The sequence below is a fragment of the Enterobacter sp. SM3 genome (assembly GCF_009811935.2).
Lineage (GTDB): Bacteria > Pseudomonadota > Gammaproteobacteria > Enterobacterales > Enterobacteriaceae > Enterobacter > Enterobacter asburiae_D.
The window spans coordinates 3158932-3179649 of the sequence record NZ_CP099971.1 but is presented as its reverse complement, the minus strand read 5'-3'; the positions used below and the strand labels follow the sequence as shown (position 1 = coordinate 3179649).

Genomic DNA, 20718 nt, shown 5'->3' with positions numbered 1-20718 from the left:
AATTATCAGCACCAGTTATAAATAAGCGAACCGGTAAAAAGAGTATGGTTGAATCCTGGATGGATTCCAGAAAAGAAAAACCCGCCAGGGGCGGGTTTCAGAGATGAAGCGTCACGCAATCCTGCACGCATCCGCTTCCCAGCGATACCCCACGCCATACACCGCGCGAATAAACGACTGTTCGGCGTCCAGCGCTTCCAGCTTGCGCCGCAGGTTTTTGATATGGCTGTCGATGGTGCGGTCGGTTACGACGCGGTAATCGTCATACAGGTGGTTCAGCAGCTGCTCGCGGGAGAAGACTTTCCCCGGCTCGTGGGAGAGGGTTTTCAGCAGACGGAACTCCGCAGGCGTCAGGTCCAGCAGCTTGCTGCGCCAGCTCGCCTGGAAGCGGCTTTCGTCGACAATCAGCGGGCTTTCGGCGTCGAGCACCTGAAGCTCGCGCTGCGGCCTGCAGCGGCGCAGAATGGTTTTCACGCGGGCGACCACTTCACGCGGGCTGTAGGGTTTGCAGATATAATCGTCCGCGCCAATTTCAAGCCCCAGCAGGCGGTCAATCTCTTCAATTTTGGCGGTGACCATGACGATCGGCACGTCGGAGAAGCGACGAATTTCCCGGCACAGGGTCAGTCCGTCAACGCCCGGCAGCATTAAATCCAGCAGGATCAGATCCGGCGGGGTCTGGCGCACGTATGCCAGCACTTTATCGCCGTGACTGATCAGCGACGGGGCGTAGCTGGCCGCGCGTAAATAGTCGATCAGCAGTTGCCCAAGCTTGGGCTCGTCTTCCACAATCAAAATGCGCGGCGTGTTTTCGTCAATCGGTAACTCGGTCATACTTCTCTCGATAAATCCCGTTCCAGAGGTAACTCTACTGTAATGCTAACCCCGCCAAAAGGCGAATGGGCGGCGCGGATCGTGCCATTATGCGCCTCGACGATGTTAACGCAAATCGCCAGCCCCAGGCCGGAACCGCCGCTAGCGCGGTTGCGCGAGCCTTCGGTACGGTAGAAACGTTCAAACAGTTTTTCCAGCTGCGCGTCCTGCACGCTGGGGGCGGAATCCGCGAAGGTGAGGGCAAAGCGCCCGTTTTCTTGCCTGCCGGAGATGTGCAGCCCGCCGCCGCTGTCGGTATAGCGCAGGCTGTTTTCCAGCAGGTTGTTGAACAGCTGCATCAGCCGGTCTTTGTCGCCAAACACCACCGCGCTGTCCGGCAGGGAGAGGTCGATTGTCAGGTTGCGGCTGGCAAACCGCTCGCGGAACGCGCCGCTGATCACTTCCAGAATGTTAATCACGTCCACCGGCGCCTTCTGGTAGGCCAGCGCGCCTTCGTCAGACATGGAGAGCTGGTGGAGGTCATCCACCAGCTTGGTGAGTGTCCCCACCTCCGCCTGCAGAGAGGCCACCGATTCGGGCGTAAACTGACGCACGCCGTCCTGAATGGCCTCCAGCTCGCCGCGCAGCACCGCCAGCGGCGTGCGCAGCTCGTGGGAGATATCGGCCATAAAGTCGCGGCGCATTTGCTGGTTCTTCTCCAGCGTGCTGGCGAGCTGGTTAAAATCCTGCGCCAGCTTGCCCAGTTCGTCCTGGCTGCGGGTATCGACGCGGGTGGTGAAATCCCCGGCGGCCAGCTTGTGCGTGCCTTCCACCAGCCGTTTCACCGGGGCGAGCAGGCCGCGCGCCAGCGGGAAGGTGGCGAGCGCGGCGAGCAGGGTGGAGAGGGCGACAATCAGCCAGCTGGTCCGGCGCTGCTGGCGGTCAAAGTTGATGTCGGTGTTGCGCGTCAGGCGCTCTACCGGCGAGGCGATAACCCAGCCGACGGTCGCATTATTCACCTTAATCGCCCGGCGGGTGCCGTCCGGCGGTATCGGCGCGCGCGGACCCACCAGCGTGCGCATGTCCTGGTCAATCACCCAGAACTGGGTGCGCCAGCCGTGCGGCGGCATGCCTGGCCCCGGGCGATCGTCACCGGTATCGTGCTCCAGCGAGCGCAGGATCTGGAAAATAAAGCGGTCGTTATTGCGTAGAAAACGCCAGTTGCCGTGCTGGGCGTACTGTTCACTCAACGCATCGCTTAAGCCCTGCAAACGCTGCTCGTTGCCATGCTTGATGTAATCAATAAAACCGCGCTCAAAGCTGATCCGCACCGCCCAGTGCATGGTGATCAGCAGGACGATACAGGTGGCAAATATCGCCACGAAGAGCTTGCCGGTAATGCCCGGACGCCAGAATTTCATGAACCACTCCTTTTGCCGCGCCTGATGACGACGTTCTTGCTGGTATCATCCGGCACTCTGGCGAAGATGAAAGCGGGCAGGGCGATGATGACCGCCATGCTGAGATAGGTATACAAAAAGACCTGATGCGCCACCGGCGTGTCGACGCTGAGGTGATGCTGGCCGTACATGCCGAGCAGTAGTCCTGCAATGGTCACGCCGACGCTCATGGAGAGCTGCATGATCATCGACAGCAGGCTGTTGCCGCTGCTCGCCAGATCGTCCGGCAGATCCTTCAGCGTCAGGGTATTCATCGACGAGAAGCGCATGGAGTTGACGATCCCCTGGCAGAACAGCACCAGCGGCAGAACGTAGTACCAGCCCATCAGCGCCACGGTCATAAACAGCAGGCTCACCAGTGCCAGCCCCAGCGTGGCGGTGACCAGCACGTGACGGTAGCCAAAGCGGTTCACGACCTGCACCACGATGCGCTTCATTCCCATGCTGCCGAGCACCATCGGGATCATCATCAGGCCCGCGTGGAACGGCGAAAAACCCATTCCGATTTGCAGGAAAACGGGCGTCATAAACGGCAGCATGCCGCTGCCGACGCGTCCGGCGAAGCTGCCGAACAGGCCAAGGCGGTAGGTAGGGTTTTTAAACAAGTTCAGGCTGAAGAGCGCCTTATCGTTACCTCTGGCATGCCACAGGTACCACAGTATGGCGGTAACGCCGAGCGCGATCAGGAGCCCGAGCGTCAGGGGCGAAATCCCCAGACCTTTTTGCCCGTCGAGCGCCAGGGTCAGCGTGGCCATGCCCGCCGCCAGCAGAATAAAGCCAAAGAAATCAAAGCGCCGCGTCTGCATTTTGTAGTTCGGCATCAGCGTCAGGGTGGCGATGGCGCCGATGATGCCAACAGGAAGATTGATTAAGAAGATCCAGTGCCAGGAGGCGTACTCCACCAGAATGCCGCCGAGCGCCGGGCCCAGCAGCGGCCCCACCTGGCCGGGGAGGGTCACAAAGGTCATCGCCGCCATGTACTGCTCGCGCGGCACAATCTTCATCACCGTTAGCCGCCCGACGGGCACCATCATCGCCCCGCCAACGCCCTGCAGCACGCGCGACATTACCAGCTGGTCGAGGGTGTTGGCCTGGGCGCAAAACAGCGATCCGGTGGTAAACAGCACGATGGCGGTGAAGAAGATATTCCGCACGCCCACTTTGTCCGCCAGCCAGCCGCTGGCAGGCAGCATCACGGCCACCGTCAGCACGTAGGAGACAATCACCATATGCATATGCAGCGGGCTCTCCCCCAGGCTTTTCGCCATGGAGGGGAGGGCGGTGTTGACGATGGTCGTATCCAGCGACTGCATAAAGAAGCCGAAAGCGACTATCCATAGCTGCCAGCGAACGTTAGCGGGGAGATCGGTCATCTACTCGGTCACCGTGGTTCTGTTTTTACGCGAAAAGCGCAGCCGCAGGCGGTCGAAGAACAGATAGACCACCGGCGTGGTGTACAGCGTCAAGAGTTGGCTCATGACCAGGCCGCCGACAATGGTGATCCCCAGCGGCTGGCGCAGCTCTGAGCCGTCTCCGCCCGAGATAACCAGAGGCAGCGCGCCAAACAGCGCCGCCAGGGTGGTCATCATGATCGGACGAAAACGCAGCAGGCAGGCCTGGAAGATCGCCTCTTCCGGCGACAGATTGCCGTTGCGCTGGGCGTCCAGGGCGAAATCGACCATCATGATCGCGTTTTTCTTCACAATGCCGATTAACAGCATGATCCCGATGAGCGCGATAAGGCTGAACGGCGCGCCGAACAGCTCCAGCGCCAGCAGCGCCCCCACGCCCGCCGACGGCAGCGTCGAGAGAATGGTCAGCGGGTGAACGTAGCTCTCGTACAGCACGCCCAGCACAATATAAACCGTGGCGATGGCGGCCAGAATCAAAATCACCTGCGAATTCATCGTCTCCTGGAACACCTGCGCGGTCCCGGCAAAGCTGCCGCGCACGGTGGACGGCACGCCAAGCTGCGTCATCGCGCGATTGATTGCGTCGCTGGCCTCAGAAAGCGACGAACCGGCGGGCAGGTTAAAGGAGATGGTCGACGCCGCCGAAAGCCCCTGATGGTTCACCGACAGCGGCGCGTTGGCAGGCTGCCAGCTGGCAAAGTAGGAGAGCGGAATCGCCTTGCCGTCGTTGTTAATCACAAACATTTTGTCCAGCGCGCTGATGTCCTGGGTATAGCGCGGATCGACTTCCATCACCACCTTGTACTGGTTCATCGGCTGGTAGATGGTGGAGATCTCGCGTTGGCCGAAGGCGTTGTTCAGCAGGCTGTTGGCGGCTTCAACGTTAATGCCCAGCCGCGACATGGTTTCGCGGTCGTAGGTCAGGGCCATCTCGGCGCCATTGTCCTGCTGATCGGAGTTGACGTCCGCCAGCTCCGGCAGGGCGGCCAGCGCCTTGCGGATCTTCGGCTCCCACTCGCGCAGGGCGGCTAAATCATCCGAGAGCAACGTGTACTGATAGCTGGCGTTCGCCTGACGGCCGCCGACGCGGATATCCTGAACGGCCATCAAAAACAGGTTTGCCCCCGGCTCTTTGGCGAGCTTCACCCGCAGGCGGTCAATCACCTGCTGGGCGGTTTCGTTGCGATCGCCGCGCGGTTTCAGGGTAATAAACATCATCCCGCTGTTAACGCGTGACCCGCCGGTAAAGCCGGTGACGTTATCCACGGCTTTGTCTTCACGAATGATCTTCATAAAGTCCTGCAGCTTGCCGCGCATCGCCTGGAACGAAATGCTCTGGTCCGCCTGAATTCCCCCCATCAGCACGCCGGTGTCCTGCTCGGGGAAGAAGGTTTTCGGGATGGTGATGTACATCCAGACGTTGAGCACGATGGTGCCGATCAGCACCAGGCCAACCAGTCGGGTATGGTTCAGCACCCACTTCAGCGATTTGCCGTAGCCTTCCTGCATCGCCATCAGGAAACGGCCAAAGCCTTTGCGGCGCGGCTGCGAATGGGGCTTGCTGCGCTTGAGCATCCAGCCGCACATCATTGGCGTCAGCGTTAGGGAGATAACCAGCGAAATCCCGATGGCGACGGAGAGGGTGACGGCAAACTCGCGCAGCAGCCTGCCCGGCAGCCCGCCCATCAGCAGCAGCGGCAGGAATACCGCCACCAGCGACAGGCTCATGGAGAGCACCGTAAAGCCCACCTCGCGCGTGCCCTGCAGCGCGGCCTGCAGCGGCTTCACGCCCGCTTCCAGATGGCGGGAAATGTTTTCCAGCACCACGATGGCATCATCCACCACGAATCCCGTGGCAATTGTCAGGGCCATCAGCGACAGGTTGTTGAGGCTAAACCCGCACAGGTACATGGCGGCAAAGGTACCGATCAGTGACACCGGCACGGCCACCGCCGGGATAAGCGTCGCGCGGCCGGAGCGCAGGAACAGGAAGACCACCAGGATCACCAGCGCGACGGAGATAATCAGCGTTTGCTCCACCTCTTCAAGCGAGGCGCGAATGGTCGGGGAGCGATCCTGGGCAATTTGCAGATCGATTGCTGCCGGGATGGTCTCCTGCAGATCCGGGAGGCGGGCGCGAATGCTATTCACCGTCTCAATAATGTTCGCTTCCGGCAGCTTGCGGATCATCAGCAGAATGGCCGGCTTAGCGTTGGTCATCCCGGCGTTACGCACGTCCTGCACCGAGTCGGTGACGCTGGCGACATCGCTTAAGCGCACCGCCGCGCCGTTGTTGTAGTGAATAATGAGCGGCTGATACTCGGCGGCGGTTTTCAGCTCGTCGTTAGTGTGGATCTGCCAGCGGTGGCTACCGTCCTCAATCGCCCCCTGCGGCTTGCGGACGTTGGCCGTGCTGATGGCGGAGCGCACGTCATCCAGAGACACGCCCTGGTTGAACAGCGCCTGCGGGTTTAGGCCTACGCGCACGGCGGGCAGGGAACTTCCGCCGACGCTCACGTCACCCACGCCGTTAATTTGTGAGATTGTCTGCGCCAGCTGGGTAGACGCAAAGTCGTAAAGCTGCCCCTGCGAGTACGTATCCGAGGTCAGCGTCAGGATCATGATTGGCGCATCGGACGGGTTGGCCTTGCGGTAGGTTGGGCGGCTCGGCATCCCGCTCGGCAGCAGGCTTTGCGCGGCGTTGATGGCCGCCTGCACGTCACGGGCGGCACCGTTAATATCCCGGTCGAAGCTGAACTCCAGAATGATGCGCGTGCTGCCCAGCGAGCTGCTGGAGGTCATCTCGTTGACCCCCGCAATCCGCCCAAGGGAACGCTCCAGCGGCGTGGCAACCGACGAGGCCATGGTCTCCGGTGACGCACCCGGCAGCGAGGCGCTGACCATGATCACCGGGAAATCTACCTGCGGCAGCGGCGCCACCGGCAGCAGCCGGAAGCCCAGCACGCCGCAGAGGGTAATGGCGAGCGAGATTAAAATCGTCGCCACCGGGCGATAAATGAAGAGGGCGAAAAACTTCACTTATGCCTCCTCTTCACGTTTCGGGAAGCGGCTTTTGGTCCACAGCGCCAGGCGGTCAAACAGCAGGTAGATCACCGGCGTAGTGAAGAGCGTTAGCACCTGGCTCACCAGCAGACCGCCGACCATGCCGATACCCAGCGGACGGCGCAGCTCCGCGCCGACGCCGGTGCTGAGCATCAGCGGCAGCGCGCCCAGCAGCGCGGCCAGCGTGGTCATCAGGATCGGACGAAAACGAAGCAGACAGGCCTGGAAGATGGCATCGCGCGGCGACATACCCTGCTCGCGCTCGGCGGCAAGGGCGAAGTCGATCATCATGATGGCGTTTTTCTTCACGATCCCGATAAGCAGAATAATGCCGATGATGGCAATAACGTCCAGCTCGCTGCCCGCCAGCATCAATGCCAGCAGCGCCCCCACGCCCGCCGTCGGCAGGGTAGAGAGGATGGTGATCGGGTGGATAAAGCTTTCGTACAGGACCCCGAGCACGATATACATCGCCACGACCGCCGCGACGATCAGCCAGATGGTGTTACCCAGCGCGGCCTGAAACGCCAGCGTGCTGCCCTGGAACTGGGTCTGAATATCGGATGGGAAGCTGAGTTCTTTTTCCGCAGCCTGAATGGCCTCCACCGCTTCGCCGAGAGAATAATTGTCCGGCACGTTGAAGGAGATGGTGGTAGACGGGAACTGATCCAGATGGTTAATCGACAGCGGGGTATATCGTTCTTCCACCGTGGCGATAGCGCTCAGCGGCACAATGCCGCCGTCTTTGCCGGTCAGGCGCACCGAGTCCAGCCCCGCCAGGCCGGGCGTATTCTCCGTGTTGTGCTCCAGCACCACGCGATACTGGTTGGCCTGGGTGTAGATGGTGGAGATCAGGCGCTGGCCGAAGGCGTTGTACAGGGCGTTGTCCACATCCGACATGGTAATGCCCAGACGGCTGGCGGTATCGCGGTTGACGTTCACGTACGCCGCCAGCCCTTTGTCCTGCCAGTCGCTGCTGACGTCGGCGAGCTGCGGCAGGGTGTTAAGCTTATTCACCAGCTGCGGCACCCAGGTGCTGAGCGCGTCCAGCGAGGTGGCCTGCAGCGTGAACTGGTACTGCGTGCGGCTGACCTGGGTATCAATGGTCAAATCCTGAATCGGCTGCAGGTAAAGCTCAACGCCCGGCACGCGCGCGACGGCGTTTTGCAGACGCTCAATGACGGCGTTGACGCGATCGTCGCGTTCATCCAGCGGCTTGAGGTTGATCTGCAGACGCGCGCTGTTGAGCGACGGGTTGGTGCCGTCGACGCCCACGTAGGAGGTCAGGCTCTCGACCGCCGGATCTTTCATGATGATCTCAGACACCTGCTGCTGGCGCTGGGCCATATTGGCGAAGGAGACCGACTGCGGGGCCTGAAGCGTACCCTGAATAATGCCGTTGTCCTGGATCGGGAAGAAACCTTTCGGAATGAAAATCCACAGCATCACGCTGAGCGCCAGGGTTCCCAGCGCCACGCCGAGCGTGGCCCACGGATGGTTCAGGACTTTCGCCAGCACGCGACCGTAGGCGGCAATAATCCGCTCGAACATGCGCTCGGAGGCGCGCGAGAAGCGGTTTTGCTTGCGCAGGGACTCGTGGCTCAGCATGCGGGCGCACATCATCGGCGTCAGGGTCAGCGACACCACGGCGGAGATCAAAATGGCGACCGCCAGCGTCACGGCAAACTCGCGGAACAGCCGCCCGACGATATCGCCCATAAACAGCAGCGGGATCAGCACCGCAATCAGCGAGAAGGTCAGCGAGATAATGGTAAAGCCGATTTCGCCCGCGCCCTTCAGCGCGGCCGCCAGCGGTTTTTCACCTTTCTCGATATAGCGCGAAATGTTCTCAATAACGACGATGGCGTCGTCCACCACGAACCCGGTGGCGATGGTGAGCGCCATCAGCGTCAGGTTGTTAATCGAAAAATCGAGGAACACCATCACCGCAAAGGTCCCGACCAGCGAGAGCGGCACGGCGACGGCGGGAATAATGGTGGCCGGAACGTTGCGCAGGAACAGATAGATGATCATCACCACCAGCGCAATCGCCAGCATCAGCTCAAACTGGGTGTCGGTAACCGACGCGCGAATGTTCGTGGTGCGGTCGGAAAGCACCTTCACGCTGACCGATTTCGGCAGGCTTTCGATCAGCTGCGGCAGCATGGTGCGGATGCTGTCGGCGGTTTCGATGATGTTAGCGCCCGGCTGGCGCTGAACGTTCATCACGATCGCCTGCTGTTTGTTGGCCCAGGCGCCGAGCCAGCTGTTTTCGGCACCTTGCTCCACGGTCGCCACGTCGCCCAGACGCACCGGAGCGCCGTTCTGGTAAGCAATAATCAGCTGGCGGTATTCATCGGCTGACTGCATCTGATCGTTGGCAGAGAGCGTCACGGCGCGGGTGGGGCCGTCCAGCGAGCCTTTTGCCGAGTTAACGTTGGCACTGCTGATGGCGGTGCGGATGGTTTCGCTGGTCAGACCCAGCGCGGCAATTGCCTGCGCGTTAAGCTTCACGCGAACGGCCGGGCGCTGGCCGCCCGCCAGCGTAACGAGGCCCACGCCCGAAACCTGCGAAATTTTCTGCGCCACGCGGGTTTCAACCATGTCTTCCACCTGCGTCATCGGCATGGCGGAGGAGGTGACGGCAAGCGTCATGATCGGCGGATCCGCCGGGTTCACCTTGCTGTAGACCGGCGGGTTAGGCAGGTCAGACGGCAGCAGGTTGGTGGCGGCGTTAATCGCGGCCTGCACCTCCTGCTCGGCGACGTCCAGCGACAGCGTCAGCTGGAACTGCAGCGTCACAACGGATGCCCCGCCGGAACTCTGGGAGGACATCTGTTTTAGCCCCGACATCTGGCCGAACTGGCGCTCCAGCGGGGCGGTAATGGCGGACGTCACCACGTCCGGGCTGGCGCCGGGATAAAGCGTCACTACCTGAATGGTTGGATAATCCACCTCCGGCAGTGCCGACACGGGCAGGAAGCGATAGCCGATAATCCCGGCGAGCAGGATCGCCACCATCAGCAGCGTGGTGGCGACAGGACGGAGGATAAACAGGCGTGACGGCCCACCTGTAGAGCCTGGGGACATAACCTGCATCAGGATTTCTCTCCCTGTTTCGCAGGTTCTACCACTTCCACTTTGGCCCCTTCGGTCAGACGGTCAATGCCGTCGGTGACTACGCGGTCGCCTGCGGAAAGTCCTGCGGCGATGACTACCGTCTGGCTGTCCTGGATACCGGTTTTGACCAGGTGCTTGCTGACCTTATTGTCGCTGTTAAGTACCCAGACGAAGTTACCTTCGTTACCCATCTGCAGCGCAGCCGTTGGGATCACCACTGCGTTCTCTTCGGTGGCGACCAGCATGCGCGCGTTGACGAACTGGTTCGGGAAGAGGGCATCGTCCTGGTTGTTAAAGCGCGCCTTCAGCTTGATGGTGCCGGTGGTGGTATCGATCTGGTTATCCAGGCTGAGCAGGGCGCCTTCGCTCAATTTCTGCTTATTGGTGCGGTCCCAGGCTTCCACCACCAGACCTTTACCGGCTTTTTGCGCCTGCACCACCGTCGCAATGTCGCTTTCCGGCAGGGTAAAGACTAAATCAATCGGGTGAGTCTGGGTGATCACCACGATGCCCGTGGTGTCGCCGCTGGAGATCTGGTTGCCGATATCGACCTGCTTCAAGCCCACGCGTCCGTCAATCGGCGCGGTGATGCGGCTCCAGTCCAGCTGCAGCTGTGCGCTGGCCACGGCGGCCTCGTCGGCTTTGATGGTGCCCTGCGTTTCGCTGACCAGCGACTGCTGGGTATCCAGCTCCTGACGAGACACGAGGTTGGTTTTCACCAACTGCTGGTAGCGCGCCAAATCGCGACGGGCGTTGGCGAGGGTGGCTTTGTCTTTCGCGAGCTGTCCCTGCGCCTGAGCGAGAGCGACCTTAAACTGGCTCGGGTCGATTTCCGCCAGCAGATCACCGGCTTTGACCTGCTGCCCTTCCTGGAAGTGAATGGCCATCAGCTGGCCGTCGACGCGGCTGCGCACCGTCACGGTGTTGGCGGCGGTAATGGTTCCGAGACCGGTAAGGTAGCGAGGAACGGCTTTATTCACCGCCGTCGCCGCCTGTACCGGCGCCAGCGCGCCGCCGCGCATGCCGTGACGCCCTCCGCCTGCCGGGCGCTGTGCCTGACTGCTGGCACCGGCGGGAGCGGCGGAGTTCGCGGATTGACTGTGCCAGTACCAGGCGGCGGCAAGGACCACCACAATGATGCCAGCGACGATTGCCCAGCGGGATTTGTTACTGCCTTTCATCGTTATACGTTCTCATCCTGAAGACTTCGGGGAATGATACTAGTTTAGTCAGCTAACACAGCGGAAAAATGGAGGAAATATGGAAGACTGTCAGGAATGGTCTGAGTGTTGCGATCTTTTTAGCCGGGTGGCGCTTCGCTTACCCGGCCTACAAGGTAAATGCAAACGGCAACGGATGTTGCCGTTTTTGGTGTTTGCACCCTCTCCCTGTGGGAGAGGGCCGGGGTGAGGGCACCAGACCGCACCGCAAGCGCACTAGCTAAACATCACCTGCGCCCAGCGCGCCAGCCCTGCGGTAACGGAGCCAAAGTCATCCCCACCGGCAATCGGAATGCCCGGCAGCTGCTCCGCCAGCGCCTTCTTGATCAGCGGCGAACGGGCGCTACCCCCGGTCAGGTAGATAACGTCCGGCTTCTCTTTGCCGTTCTCCAGCGCCAGCTGCACCTGCTCCAGAATACGCTGCAGCGGCTGCGCGAGCGCCGTCTCCAGCCCGTCCTGCGAAATCGCGGTGGCCAGATCGTCGCTGATAAACGGCAGGGAGACCGCATGCTCCGCGCGGTCGGAAAGGGCAATTTTGCTCTCTTCAGCCGTACGCACCACGCGGTAGCTCAGGCGCTGACGCCACACCTTATACAGCAGGGCGACTTTTTCGGCGTCCTGCGCGTCACGCACCAGATCGTTAAGGAAGCGGCCGTTCGCAGTGCTGTAAAAATCACTCTGCGCCGGCACGTCGTTAATGGCAATCGCGTTCCACCACGGCAGGATCGGCAGGGCGATGCCTTTTTCGGTTTGCCCGCCCATGCCCAGCAGCGGCATCAGGCTCTTGAACGCCAGGGCGATATCGAGATCGTTACCGCCTACGCGGCAGCCGCTGTGCCCGAGCAGGCTGTTTTCGCGGTCGCGACGGTTATGCCACTGCGGTCCCATCAGCAGCAGCGAGCAGTCCGTTGTGCCCCCGCCGATATCCACGACCAGCACGCGCTTCTCTTCCGTCAGCGTGGCTTCAAAATCCAGCCCCGCCGCAACCGGCTCGTACTGGAACACCACGTCGCGGAAGCCTGCACGGTGCGCCGCGCGTTCAAGGATCCCCTGCGCCTGCTGGTTGGCCTCGTCGCCGCCCAGCCCCTGGAAGTTGATTGGTCGACCAATCACCGCCTGGGTAATCGCATCGGAGACCTGCGTCTGTGCCTGATTGCGAATGTGCAGCATCATCGCGCACACCAGGTCTTCGAACATCGCCACCTGCTGCGGCTTCAGCCCGCTGGCGCCGAGGAAGGATTTTGGCGACTTAACGAAGTAGACCTCTTCCGGGTCTTCAATGTAGTGCCCGAGCGAAGAGAGGCCGAACTGCACGCTGGACGGCGAAACGTCGATGTCTTCCTCGCGGTTAAAGCTGACCGCCCGGCGCAGCAGCGCCTGGGTCTCCGCCGCCGTGGCCGGAACCTGGTGGTGGCGGAACAGCCATTCGCTTACCGCTTCACGCGTCGGCGCGCAGAGCATTGAGGGCAGCAGCGTGCTCTCTTTTTCCATTTTCAGGAGCTGTGGCTGCCCGTTTTGCATAATCGCAACCGAGCAGTTTGCCGTACCGTAGTCGAATCCAATAAACACGATAAATCCCCATGCCAGTGAGAAGGGGCGAGACTTTAACGAAATGTCTTCATGGCGACAACAGGAATATGAAAGCAAGGCAATACAAGGTCTTTCCGTTTATGCTGATATACCCGTCATACTTCAAGTTGCAGGTGTGTTGGCTGCGCTCGCTCACCCCAGTCACATAGTTATCTATGCTCCCGGGGATTCGCTCTCTTGCCGCCTTCCTGCAACTCGAATTATTTAGGGTATAAGAATGAAAAAGGAGCAACGATGTACACCCTGAACTGGCAACCCCCTTACGACTGGCAGTGGATGTTTGGCTTTCTTGGCGCGCGTGCGGTGACGGGCATTGAAACCGTCACGCACGACTACTACGAGCGCAGTTTTGACTGCGAAGGGCATCAGGGGATATTTCGCGTCACGCCGGATATCGCTACCCATACGCTGAACGTGACGCTCAGTCCGGGGTTAATCCCGGTTGCTCAGACGTGCCTTGAACGCATCGAACGCCTGTTCGATCTCGCCTGCAACCCGCAGCACGTCGCGGATACGCTGGGCGACCTCGGCGCTGCCCGGCCAGGCTTGCGTTTGCCGGGGGCAGTGGATGCGTACGAGCAGGGCGTCCGGGCGATCCTCGGACAGCTGGTGAGCGTGGCGATGGCGGCGAAACTGACGTCGCGCGTGGTGGCGCTGTGCGGCGAACCGCTGGTGGACTGTCCGGGCTATCTCTGCTTCCCTACGCCGGACGCGCTGGCGGCAACGGACCCGCTGGCGCTGAAAGCGTTAGGGATGCCGGTAAAGCGGGCGGAATCGTTAATTCATCTGGCACAGTCGGTCATCGACGGGACGTTTCCGCTTTTCCCGCCCGCAAATATTGAGGCCGGGATAAAGGCGCTACAGCAGCGGCCAGGGATAGGGCGCTGGACGGCAAACTACCTGGCCCTGCGCGGCTGGCAGGCGAAAGATGTCTTTCTGCCGGATGATTATCTGATTAAGCAACGCTTTGCCGGGATGACGCCCGCGCAAATTCGTCGTTATGCCGAGCGCTGGCAGCCGTGGCGATCTTACGCGCTGCTGCACATCTGGTATACCGACGGCTGGACGCCGTCAGTTGATGGCGAAATAGCTGGTGTTGAGCAGTAGATCCAGCGGCTGCGGCTCGGCGATGGTATCACCAAAGATAAAATCAATGCCGATGCCGGAGAGCGTATCCATCATGATGGGCTGGTTGCAGGGGCCCGCGATGGTTTTCATTCCCAGACGCTGGGCGTGGCCCTGCACAATGGTCACCATCATCTCATCCATCAGGTTGCCATACACGTTGCTTACCACCTCTGCGTCCAGCATCAGATAGTCAGCCATATTGGCGGTCAGGTGGGTAAAGACGTTCATGTCGCGGCCCACCTGGCTGAAGATCACGCGGCAGCCCGCCTGGCGAAGCTTTTGCAGACTCCGCTGCAGGTTTTTATCCGGGCTGCACACCACGTCGGCAGAGATAACCAGATGCAGGAGACGGCCCGGCATGGGGCTTTTATCCAGCAGGTCGAGAAGTTCATCAACCAGCGTTACGCTGGCTAAACCGGCCTCAGAAAGCGGCAGTGCCACCCCCATGCCTTTACTGGCGACCTGTGCGGCAGAAGCGCGGAAAAACTCATTAAAAATACGTCTGTCGAGGGCGTGAAAAAGCTCAGGCTCCGCCAGGCCCGAGCGGAACGCATGCTCCTCCTGGACTTCGCCCTGGCTGGTCCACAGGCGTAACGACAGCAGCCAGAAATTACTGCTTTCCGGAATGCGCGGAGAGGCGACGCTGCGGGCAATCATCAGCAGGTGATTGTCTTTAATCATGTGCCACTGTTCATCAAGCGACATCATGCTGCGCGTGTTGTGATCCCGCTCCTGCTGGGGTTCGTAAACCGTCACCATGCCGCGCCCGCTGTTTTTCGAGGCATAACAGGCAATATCTGCCTGCGACATGATCTCCGACGCCTGATGGTTATTTTCATCAATCAGCGTGATACCTGCGCTGGCGCCGATCCGGTGCAGGCGGCCTTCCCACATAAAGTGATAGTCATTGATCGCCTGGATCAGGCGCCCGGCGATATAGCGCGCGCTTTCAATATTGCAGTCCGGTAACAGTAACCCGAACTCATCCCCACCCAGACGCGCCAGCACGTCGCTGGAGCGGAGCATGGTCAACATCAGGGAAGAGAGTTCCCGCAGCAGGGCATCGCCCGCCGCGTGGCCTGCCGTATCGTTGACGGCTTTAAAGCGATCGAGATCGATAAACACCAGAGCATGACGCTGGCGCGTTTCACAAACGGTCTGCAGGAGGCGTTTGAGATGATTTTCAAAGCTGACCCGGTTTGCCAGGTGGGTCAGGGCATCGTGGGAGGCGCTGTAGCTCAGCTGACGCAGCATTTTGCGCGACTCGGTCACGTCCTGAATCACGATAACCGAGCCAATATTCTGCCCATCCAGCGTGCTGAGCGGCGTAATGCTGTAGTGAATATCAAAATTCCCGCCGGTACGGCAGTTCAGCACCACGTCCTGATCGATATCGGAACGGGACATATCGCCGCTGTGAATATTCTCCATCAGCGGCCCTTTTTCACCAAAGGTGATGTGTAACACCTTCAGAATCGGCTGGCCGATAGCCTCGGTCTGCAGCCAGCCGCTCATTTTCTCGGCCACCGGGTTCATAAAGGTGACGTTCATGTTGATATCGGTACACAGCACCGCTTCACCGATGGAATCGAGGGTGATGTGCAGACGCTCTTTTTCCTGGAAGAGGGCCTCGTTGAGCTGCTTAACCTCGGTCATGTCCATGTTGATCCCGAGCAGCCGTTCGACCTCACCCTGCTTATTGAGCACCCGGTTCGCCAGGGAGCGAATATGGCGCACGCCTTCCTTCACGCGGATGCGGAATTCCAGCTTAAACGGCAGGCGGGAAATCAGCGAGTCCCGCAGCACCTTCTCTGCGTGGGCACGATCTTCCGGCAGCATCGTGTCATGCCAGAGCTGCCAGGTGGGCTTGATGTGCGGCGGGATTTCATACAGCTCAAACATCCGCTTGTCCCAGCTGATAATGTCTGGCTCCAGATCCCACTCCCAGATGCCGATGCCGCCCGCTTCGTTAGCCAGCGTAATGCGCTCCATCAGGCGCTTATTGACCCATTCGGTCTGCTTCAGGTCGTTAATGTCTTCAATCTGGGCGATAAAATAGAGCGGCGAGCCGTCGGTGTGACGCACGACGGAGACGGCAAGCAGCGCCCAGACTACTTCTCCGTTGCGGGTGTAGTAGCGCTTCTCGAGGGTGTAGGTATTGATGTCGCCGTTGACCAGCTGTTCGAGCTGTTCCAGGTCGGTGTGCAGATCTTCCGGCCAGGTGAGCTGCTGGAAGGTCAGCGACTGGAGCTCGGTCTGGCTGTAACCGAGGAAATTGCACAGCGCCTTGTTAGCCTGAAGCCATTTGCCTTCAATACTGACCAGCGCCATACCGATGGCGGAATATTCCATCGCATTGCGGAAGCGCTCCTCGCTTTCGGTGATGTGCTTGCGCTCGGCGCGGAAGGCGTACATCACCATGGTCATCACGTTAGCAGGCAGGAGCAGCATCAGGAACGGCAGCCAGGGGGCGTTCAGCATCGCCCCGACGTGCTGGGTTGTCAGCGCCACCGGGTTTTGGGCAATCATCAGCGACACAACCATCACGGTGACCAGAAACACCAGGAACGCTTCCATTCGCGGCAGGCGCACGGCGCTCCACATAAGCAAAACGATAACGCAGGTGAAAGGCCACGGCAGCCAGGTGATGGCTGCCCAGCTGAGAGCCAGCGTCACGGCCAGCGTCGTCAGGGTTTCCAGCAGCAGTCTCGGGTCACGGTGGCGCAGCAGATAGTGCGGCTTAAACAACAGTCCCAACGGTACTACCGCCAGCGCGCCAATGGCTTCGGACAACACCCAGACGAAGAAATTTCGCAGGGGTTCGGGGCCGGGAGCCAGCAGAGACACCAGGACGCCACCCACCAGCGGCGGTATCACGGCGCTGCCGATGGCCACGCGGACCCAGTCATTCAGATTCTGCAGCGGGTTGTACCACGGGAGCAATTTGCGCAGCAATAGCGCGCCGGTAAAAGCTTCAACCACGTTAATTGAGGTGTAGGTGAGGCTTATCGATCCCCACGAAAACAGCATCCAGGTGGCCAGAATATTGCCGAACGAACAGGCCAGGGCGATTCCCGGCCACATTTTTCCTGCATGACGGTAAAACGCCACCATCATAATCGCAGTGGGGAACCAGAGCGGGGCAAGCAGGGTGCCGAACCGGGTGAGCTCCAGCGAAAATAAGGTAAAGATAAAGGTGACCAGGCCCAGACAGACAAGTCGTATTAAAGGATGTGGGGTGGTAACCAAAACCCGCTGGTATTGTTTATTCATTACCGCTTTATCCAGAGACGCCATGCCGTCAGGGAAGATGTCCGAACGCGTGAATTTGATAATTTGGTTTATGCTAGTACAAAAAATTTACAATTCATATGGTGACCGCTCAGAATTTGACACCGCAGACTTATTAAATAGAGACTCCGTGAGAAAAAAACGGTTAAACGCTGAAAAAACGGTCATTTAAATTTCACTCAGGGAATAAAGCGTCACTTTTCGGCCAGTCTCGCAGAACCTGTGCATTCGACTGGTATCACGCCCGCGAAATCCCTATAATTGCCGCGTTTGACGCTCCGGCGTCGTCCTTCCTTAACATCCAGGTTAATCAGGTCGCTAAATTTATGACTGATAAGTCTCATCAGTGCGTCATTATAGGCATCGCCGGCGCATCGGCTTCAGGTAAAAGTCTAATTGCCAGTACGCTTTATCGCGAACTGCGTGAACAAGTAGGTGATGAGCATATCGGCGTCATTCCCGAAGACAGCTATTACAAAGATCAATCCCATCTGTCGATGGAAGAACGCGTCAAAACCAACTATGACCACCCCAATGCGATGGATCACAGCTTGCTGTTCCAGCATTTAGAAGCGCTTAAGAGCGGCCAGGCGATTGAGCTGCCCGTTTACAGTTACGTAGAACACACCCGCACCCAGGAAACCATCCGCATCGAGCCGAAAAAGGTCATTATCCTTGAAGGCATCCTGCTGCTGACCGACGCCCGCCTGCGTGAATCCATGAACTTCTCGATTTTCGTTGATACCCCGCTGGATATCTGCCTGATGCGCCGCATTAAGCGTGACGTGAACGAACGCGGCCGTTCGATGGACTCCGTCATGGCGCAGTACCAGAAAACCGTCCGCCCGATGTTCCTGCAGTTTATTGAGCCATCCAAACAATACGCCGATATCATCGTGCCGCGCGGGGGTAAAAACCGCATTGCTATTGATATCTTAAAAGCGAAAATCAGCCAGTTTTTTGAATAAGCCGCGCGAATTGTGTACCGTTCAGAGATAACCTGGTTTTACCCTGAGTGCTTACCGCCTCAGGGTATGATGCATGAAAGGAGAAAGTGCCGTGCGTCTTTGCGATCGCGATATAGAAGCCTGGCTGGATGAAGGCCGTTTGTCTATTACCCCACGTCCACCCGTTGAGCGTATCAATGGCGTGACCGTTGATGTACGGTTAGGGAATAAATTCCGCACCTTTAGCGGTCATACCGCACCGTTCATTGACCTTAGCGGGCCGAAGGATGAAGTCAGCGCCGCGCTCGATCGCGTGATGAGTGACGAAATCGTTATCGACGAGGGCGAAGCCTTTTATCTGCACCCAGGTGAACTGGCCCTGGCGGTGACGTTTGAATCCGTCACTCTGCCTTCGGACCTGGTCGGCTGGCTTGATGGCCGTTCTTCGCTGGCGCGACTGGGGCTGATGGTTCACGTGACCGCGCACCGTATCGATCCAGGCTGGTCGGGGCGTATCGTGCTGGAGTTCTTCAACGCCGGTAAATTGCCGCTGGCGCTGCGTCCGGGCATGATGATCGGCGCGTTAAGCTTTGAACCGCTGTCAGGCCCGGCAGATCGTCCTTATAACCGTCGGCAGGACGCAAAATATCGCGACCAGCAGGGCGCGGTTGCCAGCCGTATTGATAAAGACTGATCGTTAGCCCATTGAGGATGCCATGAGAAGAGTTCTGACAACGCTGATGATTTTGCTGGTGGTGCTGGTGGCCGGCCTTTCGGCGTTGGTTCTGCTGGTTAACCCCAACGATTTCCGCGCTTACATGGTGCGGCAGGTCGAGGCACGCAGTGGTTATCAACTGAAGCTTGACGGGCCGCTGCGCTGGCACGTCTGGCCGCAACTCAGCATTCTCTCTGGCCGCATGTCGCTCACGGCGCCGGGGGCGTCCCAGCCGCTGGTGTCCGCAGACAACATGCGCCTTGATGTGGCGCTGATCCCGCTCATTTCCCATCAGCTGCAGGTTAAACAGGTGATGCTGAAAGGCGCGGTGATCCAGCTCACCCCGCAATCCGAAGCCGTGCGTGATGCCAATGCGCCGGTTGCGCCGCGCGAAAATACCCTGCCTGATGAACCCTCTGATACAGGCTGGTCCTTTGATATCGGCAAGCTGAAAGTCGCCGATAGCGTGCTGGTTTTTCAGCATGAGCATGCAGAACAGGTGACCGTCCGCAACATTAACCTGCAGATGGAACAGGATGCTCAGCATCTTGCGTCGGTGGAGTTTAGCGGGCGGGTGAATCGCGATCAGCGCGATTTGACCCTGTCGTTGAATGCTAATGTGAACGCCTCAGACTATCCGCATCAGCTTACGGCCGACATTCAGCAGCTTAACTGGCAGCTGACGGGGGCCGATCTTCCTGCCCAGGGGATTACCGGCCAGGGAACGCTGCAGGCCGTGTGGCGCGAAGAACAGAAGCAGCTGGAGCTGGATAACCTCAACCTGCAGGCAAATGACAGTAGCCTGAAGGGGCAGGCGAGCGTCACGCTGGAAGAGAAGCCGAAGTGGGTGCTGAATCTGCAGTTTGACAAGCTCAACCTGGAAAATCTGCTGCCACCGCTGCCGGCCAGCGCCACGGACAACGATGCCACGCAGACGGGACAAAGCCAGGCACCGGTATCGCGTCCGGTTATCTCGTCGAATCTTGATCAACCTGACTATAACGCCCTGCGCGGATTCACGGCGGATATTCTGCTGAAGGCCAATAGCCTGCGCTGGCGCGGCATTGATTTTACCGACGTGAGCAGCCAGATGTTTAACCATAACGGTTTGCTGGTGATCTCCGAACTGAGCGGTAAGATGGGCGCCGGGAACATCTCGCTGCCCGGCACGCTGGACGTCCGTAAAGACGTTGCCAGCGCCGAATTCCAGCCGCGTCTCGATAACATTGAGATAGGCACCATTCTGAAAGCGTTTAACTACCCGATATCCCTGACGGGGCAGCTGACGCTTGCGGGTGACTTCTCAGGCACGAAAATTGATGCCGATGCTTTCCGCCGCGAATGGCAGGGGCAGGCGCATCTTGATCTGAAAAACTCCCGTATGGAAGGGCTTAACTTCCAGCAGCTGGTGCAGCAGGCGGTCGAGCGCAGCAGCGATGTGAAAGCTCAGGATAACTACGACAGCGCCACGCGTCTCGACAGCTTCACCACGGATCTGACGCTGGACAACGGGCAGCTCTCTCTCGATGGAATGCAGGGCACCTCTTCACTGTTATCAATAACCGGTGAAGGTAAGCTGGATCTGGTGAAAGAGACGGCGGACACGCGCTTTAACGTACGGGTTCTTTCCGGCTGGCAGGGTGAAAGCAAGCTCATCGACTTCCTGAAAGAGACGCCGGTTCCGCTGACCGTATATGGCAAATGGCAGGCCCTGAATTACAGCCTGCAGGTGGATCAGATCTTGCGTAAGCATCTGCAGGATGAAGCGAAACGTCGGCTTAGCGGCTGGGCGGATCGTAATAAAGATTCACAGGACGGCAAGGATGTGAAGAAGCTGCTGGATAAGCTTTGATGCCCGTTGTGCCGGGGGGCGGCTTCGCCTGACCCGGCCTACAAAACCCTGACGCGGTTGTGCCGGGTGGGGGCCAACAAAAATCTGATGTCGCAGGCCGGGTAAGC

The 20718-nt window shown here is 59.4% G+C and carries 12 protein-coding genes; 4 read left to right on the top strand and 8 right to left on the bottom strand.

Annotated features, from left to right (window positions below):
• Positions 1 to 111: 111 nt before the first annotated feature.
• From baeR to yegD, 7 genes are all read right to left on the bottom strand, one after another.
• The gene (baeR, locus tag GVO84_RS14915; protein ID WP_029741119.1) at positions 112 to 834 is read right to left on the bottom strand and encodes a two-component system response regulator BaeR; all 723 of its coding nucleotides are present in this window, start codon (positions 832 to 834) and stop codon (positions 112 to 114) included.
• The gene (gene baeS, locus GVO84_RS14910; RefSeq protein ID WP_159514540.1) at positions 831 to 2234 is read right to left on the bottom strand and encodes a two-component system sensor histidine kinase BaeS; all 1404 of its coding nucleotides are present in this window, start codon (positions 2232 to 2234) and stop codon (positions 831 to 833) included. The genes baeR and baeS overlap by 4 nt, the downstream gene beginning before the upstream one ends.
• Positions 2231 to 3646 (bottom strand): MFS transporter, encoded by a 1416-nt coding sequence (locus GVO84_RS14905; protein WP_121425356.1) that lies wholly within the window; start codon positions 3644 to 3646, stop codon positions 2231 to 2233. Before GVO84_RS14905 ends, baeS begins: the two co-directional genes overlap by 4 nt.
• Positions 3647 to 6724 carry a multidrug efflux RND transporter permease subunit MdtC gene (gene mdtC / locus GVO84_RS14900; protein ID WP_159514539.1) on the bottom strand — a complete coding sequence of 1026 codons (3078 nt, stop codon included), beginning with the start codon at positions 6722 to 6724 and terminating at the stop codon, positions 3647 to 3649.
• The gene (locus tag GVO84_RS14895) at positions 6725 to 9847 is read right to left on the bottom strand and encodes an MdtB/MuxB family multidrug efflux RND transporter permease subunit (RefSeq protein ID WP_159514538.1); all 3123 of its coding nucleotides are present in this window, start codon (positions 9845 to 9847) and stop codon (positions 6725 to 6727) included.
• A complete protein-coding gene (locus tag GVO84_RS14890; RefSeq protein WP_121425359.1) occupies positions 9847 to 11049 on the bottom strand; it encodes an MdtA/MuxA family multidrug efflux RND transporter periplasmic adaptor subunit in 1203 nt (400 codons plus the stop codon). The genes GVO84_RS14895 and GVO84_RS14890 overlap by 1 nt, the downstream gene beginning before the upstream one ends.
• Positions 11050 to 11304: 255 nt before the next feature.
• On the bottom strand, positions 11305 to 12657 hold the full coding sequence (gene yegD / locus GVO84_RS14885) for a molecular chaperone (RefSeq protein WP_045355491.1): 1353 nt from the start codon (positions 12655 to 12657) through the stop codon (positions 11305 to 11307).
• Between the two features lie 255 nt (positions 12658 to 12912).
• On the opposite strand from yegD, the gene alkA reads away from it, so the two are divergent.
• Positions 12913 to 13785 carry a DNA-3-methyladenine glycosylase 2 gene (gene alkA / locus GVO84_RS14880; RefSeq protein WP_121425361.1) on the top strand — a complete coding sequence of 291 codons (873 nt, stop codon included), beginning with the start codon at positions 12913 to 12915 and terminating at the stop codon, positions 13783 to 13785.
• On the opposite strand, the gene GVO84_RS14875 is transcribed toward alkA, so the two are convergent.
• The gene (locus GVO84_RS14875; RefSeq protein WP_159514537.1) at positions 13750 to 17079 is read right to left on the bottom strand and encodes a diguanylate cyclase; all 3330 of its coding nucleotides are present in this window, start codon (positions 17077 to 17079) and stop codon (positions 13750 to 13752) included. The two genes, alkA and GVO84_RS14875, sit on opposite strands and share 36 nt — an antisense overlap.
• A gap of 344 nt (positions 17080 to 17423) precedes the next feature.
• Between GVO84_RS14875 and udk the strand changes: the two genes are divergently transcribed.
• From udk to asmA, 3 genes are all read left to right on the top strand, one after another.
• Complete coding sequence (gene udk / locus GVO84_RS14870; RefSeq protein ID WP_008500855.1) at positions 17424 to 18065, top strand: uridine kinase; 642 nt, start codon at positions 17424 to 17426, stop codon at positions 18063 to 18065.
• 91 nt (positions 18066 to 18156) lie between these two features.
• Positions 18157 to 18738, top strand: coding sequence for a dCTP deaminase (gene dcd / locus GVO84_RS14865; protein ID WP_032646484.1), 582 nt, complete (start codon positions 18157 to 18159; stop codon positions 18736 to 18738).
• A gap of 22 nt (positions 18739 to 18760) precedes the next feature.
• Positions 18761 to 20611 (top strand): outer membrane assembly protein AsmA, encoded by a 1851-nt coding sequence (asmA, locus tag GVO84_RS14860; protein WP_159514536.1) that lies wholly within the window; start codon positions 18761 to 18763, stop codon positions 20609 to 20611.
• The last annotated feature ends 107 nt before the right edge of the window (positions 20612 to 20718 follow it).

Excerpts from the sequence above, each read along its gene's own strand:
- baeR (WP_029741119.1), bottom strand. The coding sequence starts at position 834 with ATGACCGAGTTACCGATTGACGAAAACACGCCGCGCATTTTGATTGTG.
- baeS (WP_159514540.1), bottom strand. The coding sequence starts at position 2,234 with ATGAAATTCTGGCGTCCGGGCATTACCGGCAAGCTCTTCGTGGCGATA.
- GVO84_RS14905 (WP_121425356.1), bottom strand. The coding sequence starts at position 3,646 with ATGACCGATCTCCCCGCTAACGTTCGCTGGCAGCTATGGATAGTCGCT.
- GVO84_RS14895 (WP_159514538.1), bottom strand. The coding sequence starts at position 9,847 with ATGCAGGTTATGTCCCCAGGCTCTACAGGTGGGCCGTCACGCCTGTTT.
- GVO84_RS14890 (WP_121425359.1), bottom strand. The coding sequence starts at position 11,049 with ATGAAAGGCAGTAACAAATCCCGCTGGGCAATCGTCGCTGGCATCATT.
- alkA (WP_121425361.1), top strand. The coding sequence starts at position 12,913 with ATGTACACCCTGAACTGGCAACCCCCTTACGACTGGCAGTGGATGTTT.
- GVO84_RS14875 (WP_159514537.1), bottom strand. The coding sequence starts at position 17,079 with ATGAATAAACAATACCAGCGGGTTTTGGTTACCACCCCACATCCTTTA.
- udk (WP_008500855.1), top strand. The coding sequence starts at position 17,424 with ATGACTGATAAGTCTCATCAGTGCGTCATTATAGGCATCGCCGGCGCA.
- asmA (WP_159514536.1), top strand. The coding sequence starts at position 18,761 with ATGAGAAGAGTTCTGACAACGCTGATGATTTTGCTGGTGGTGCTGGTG.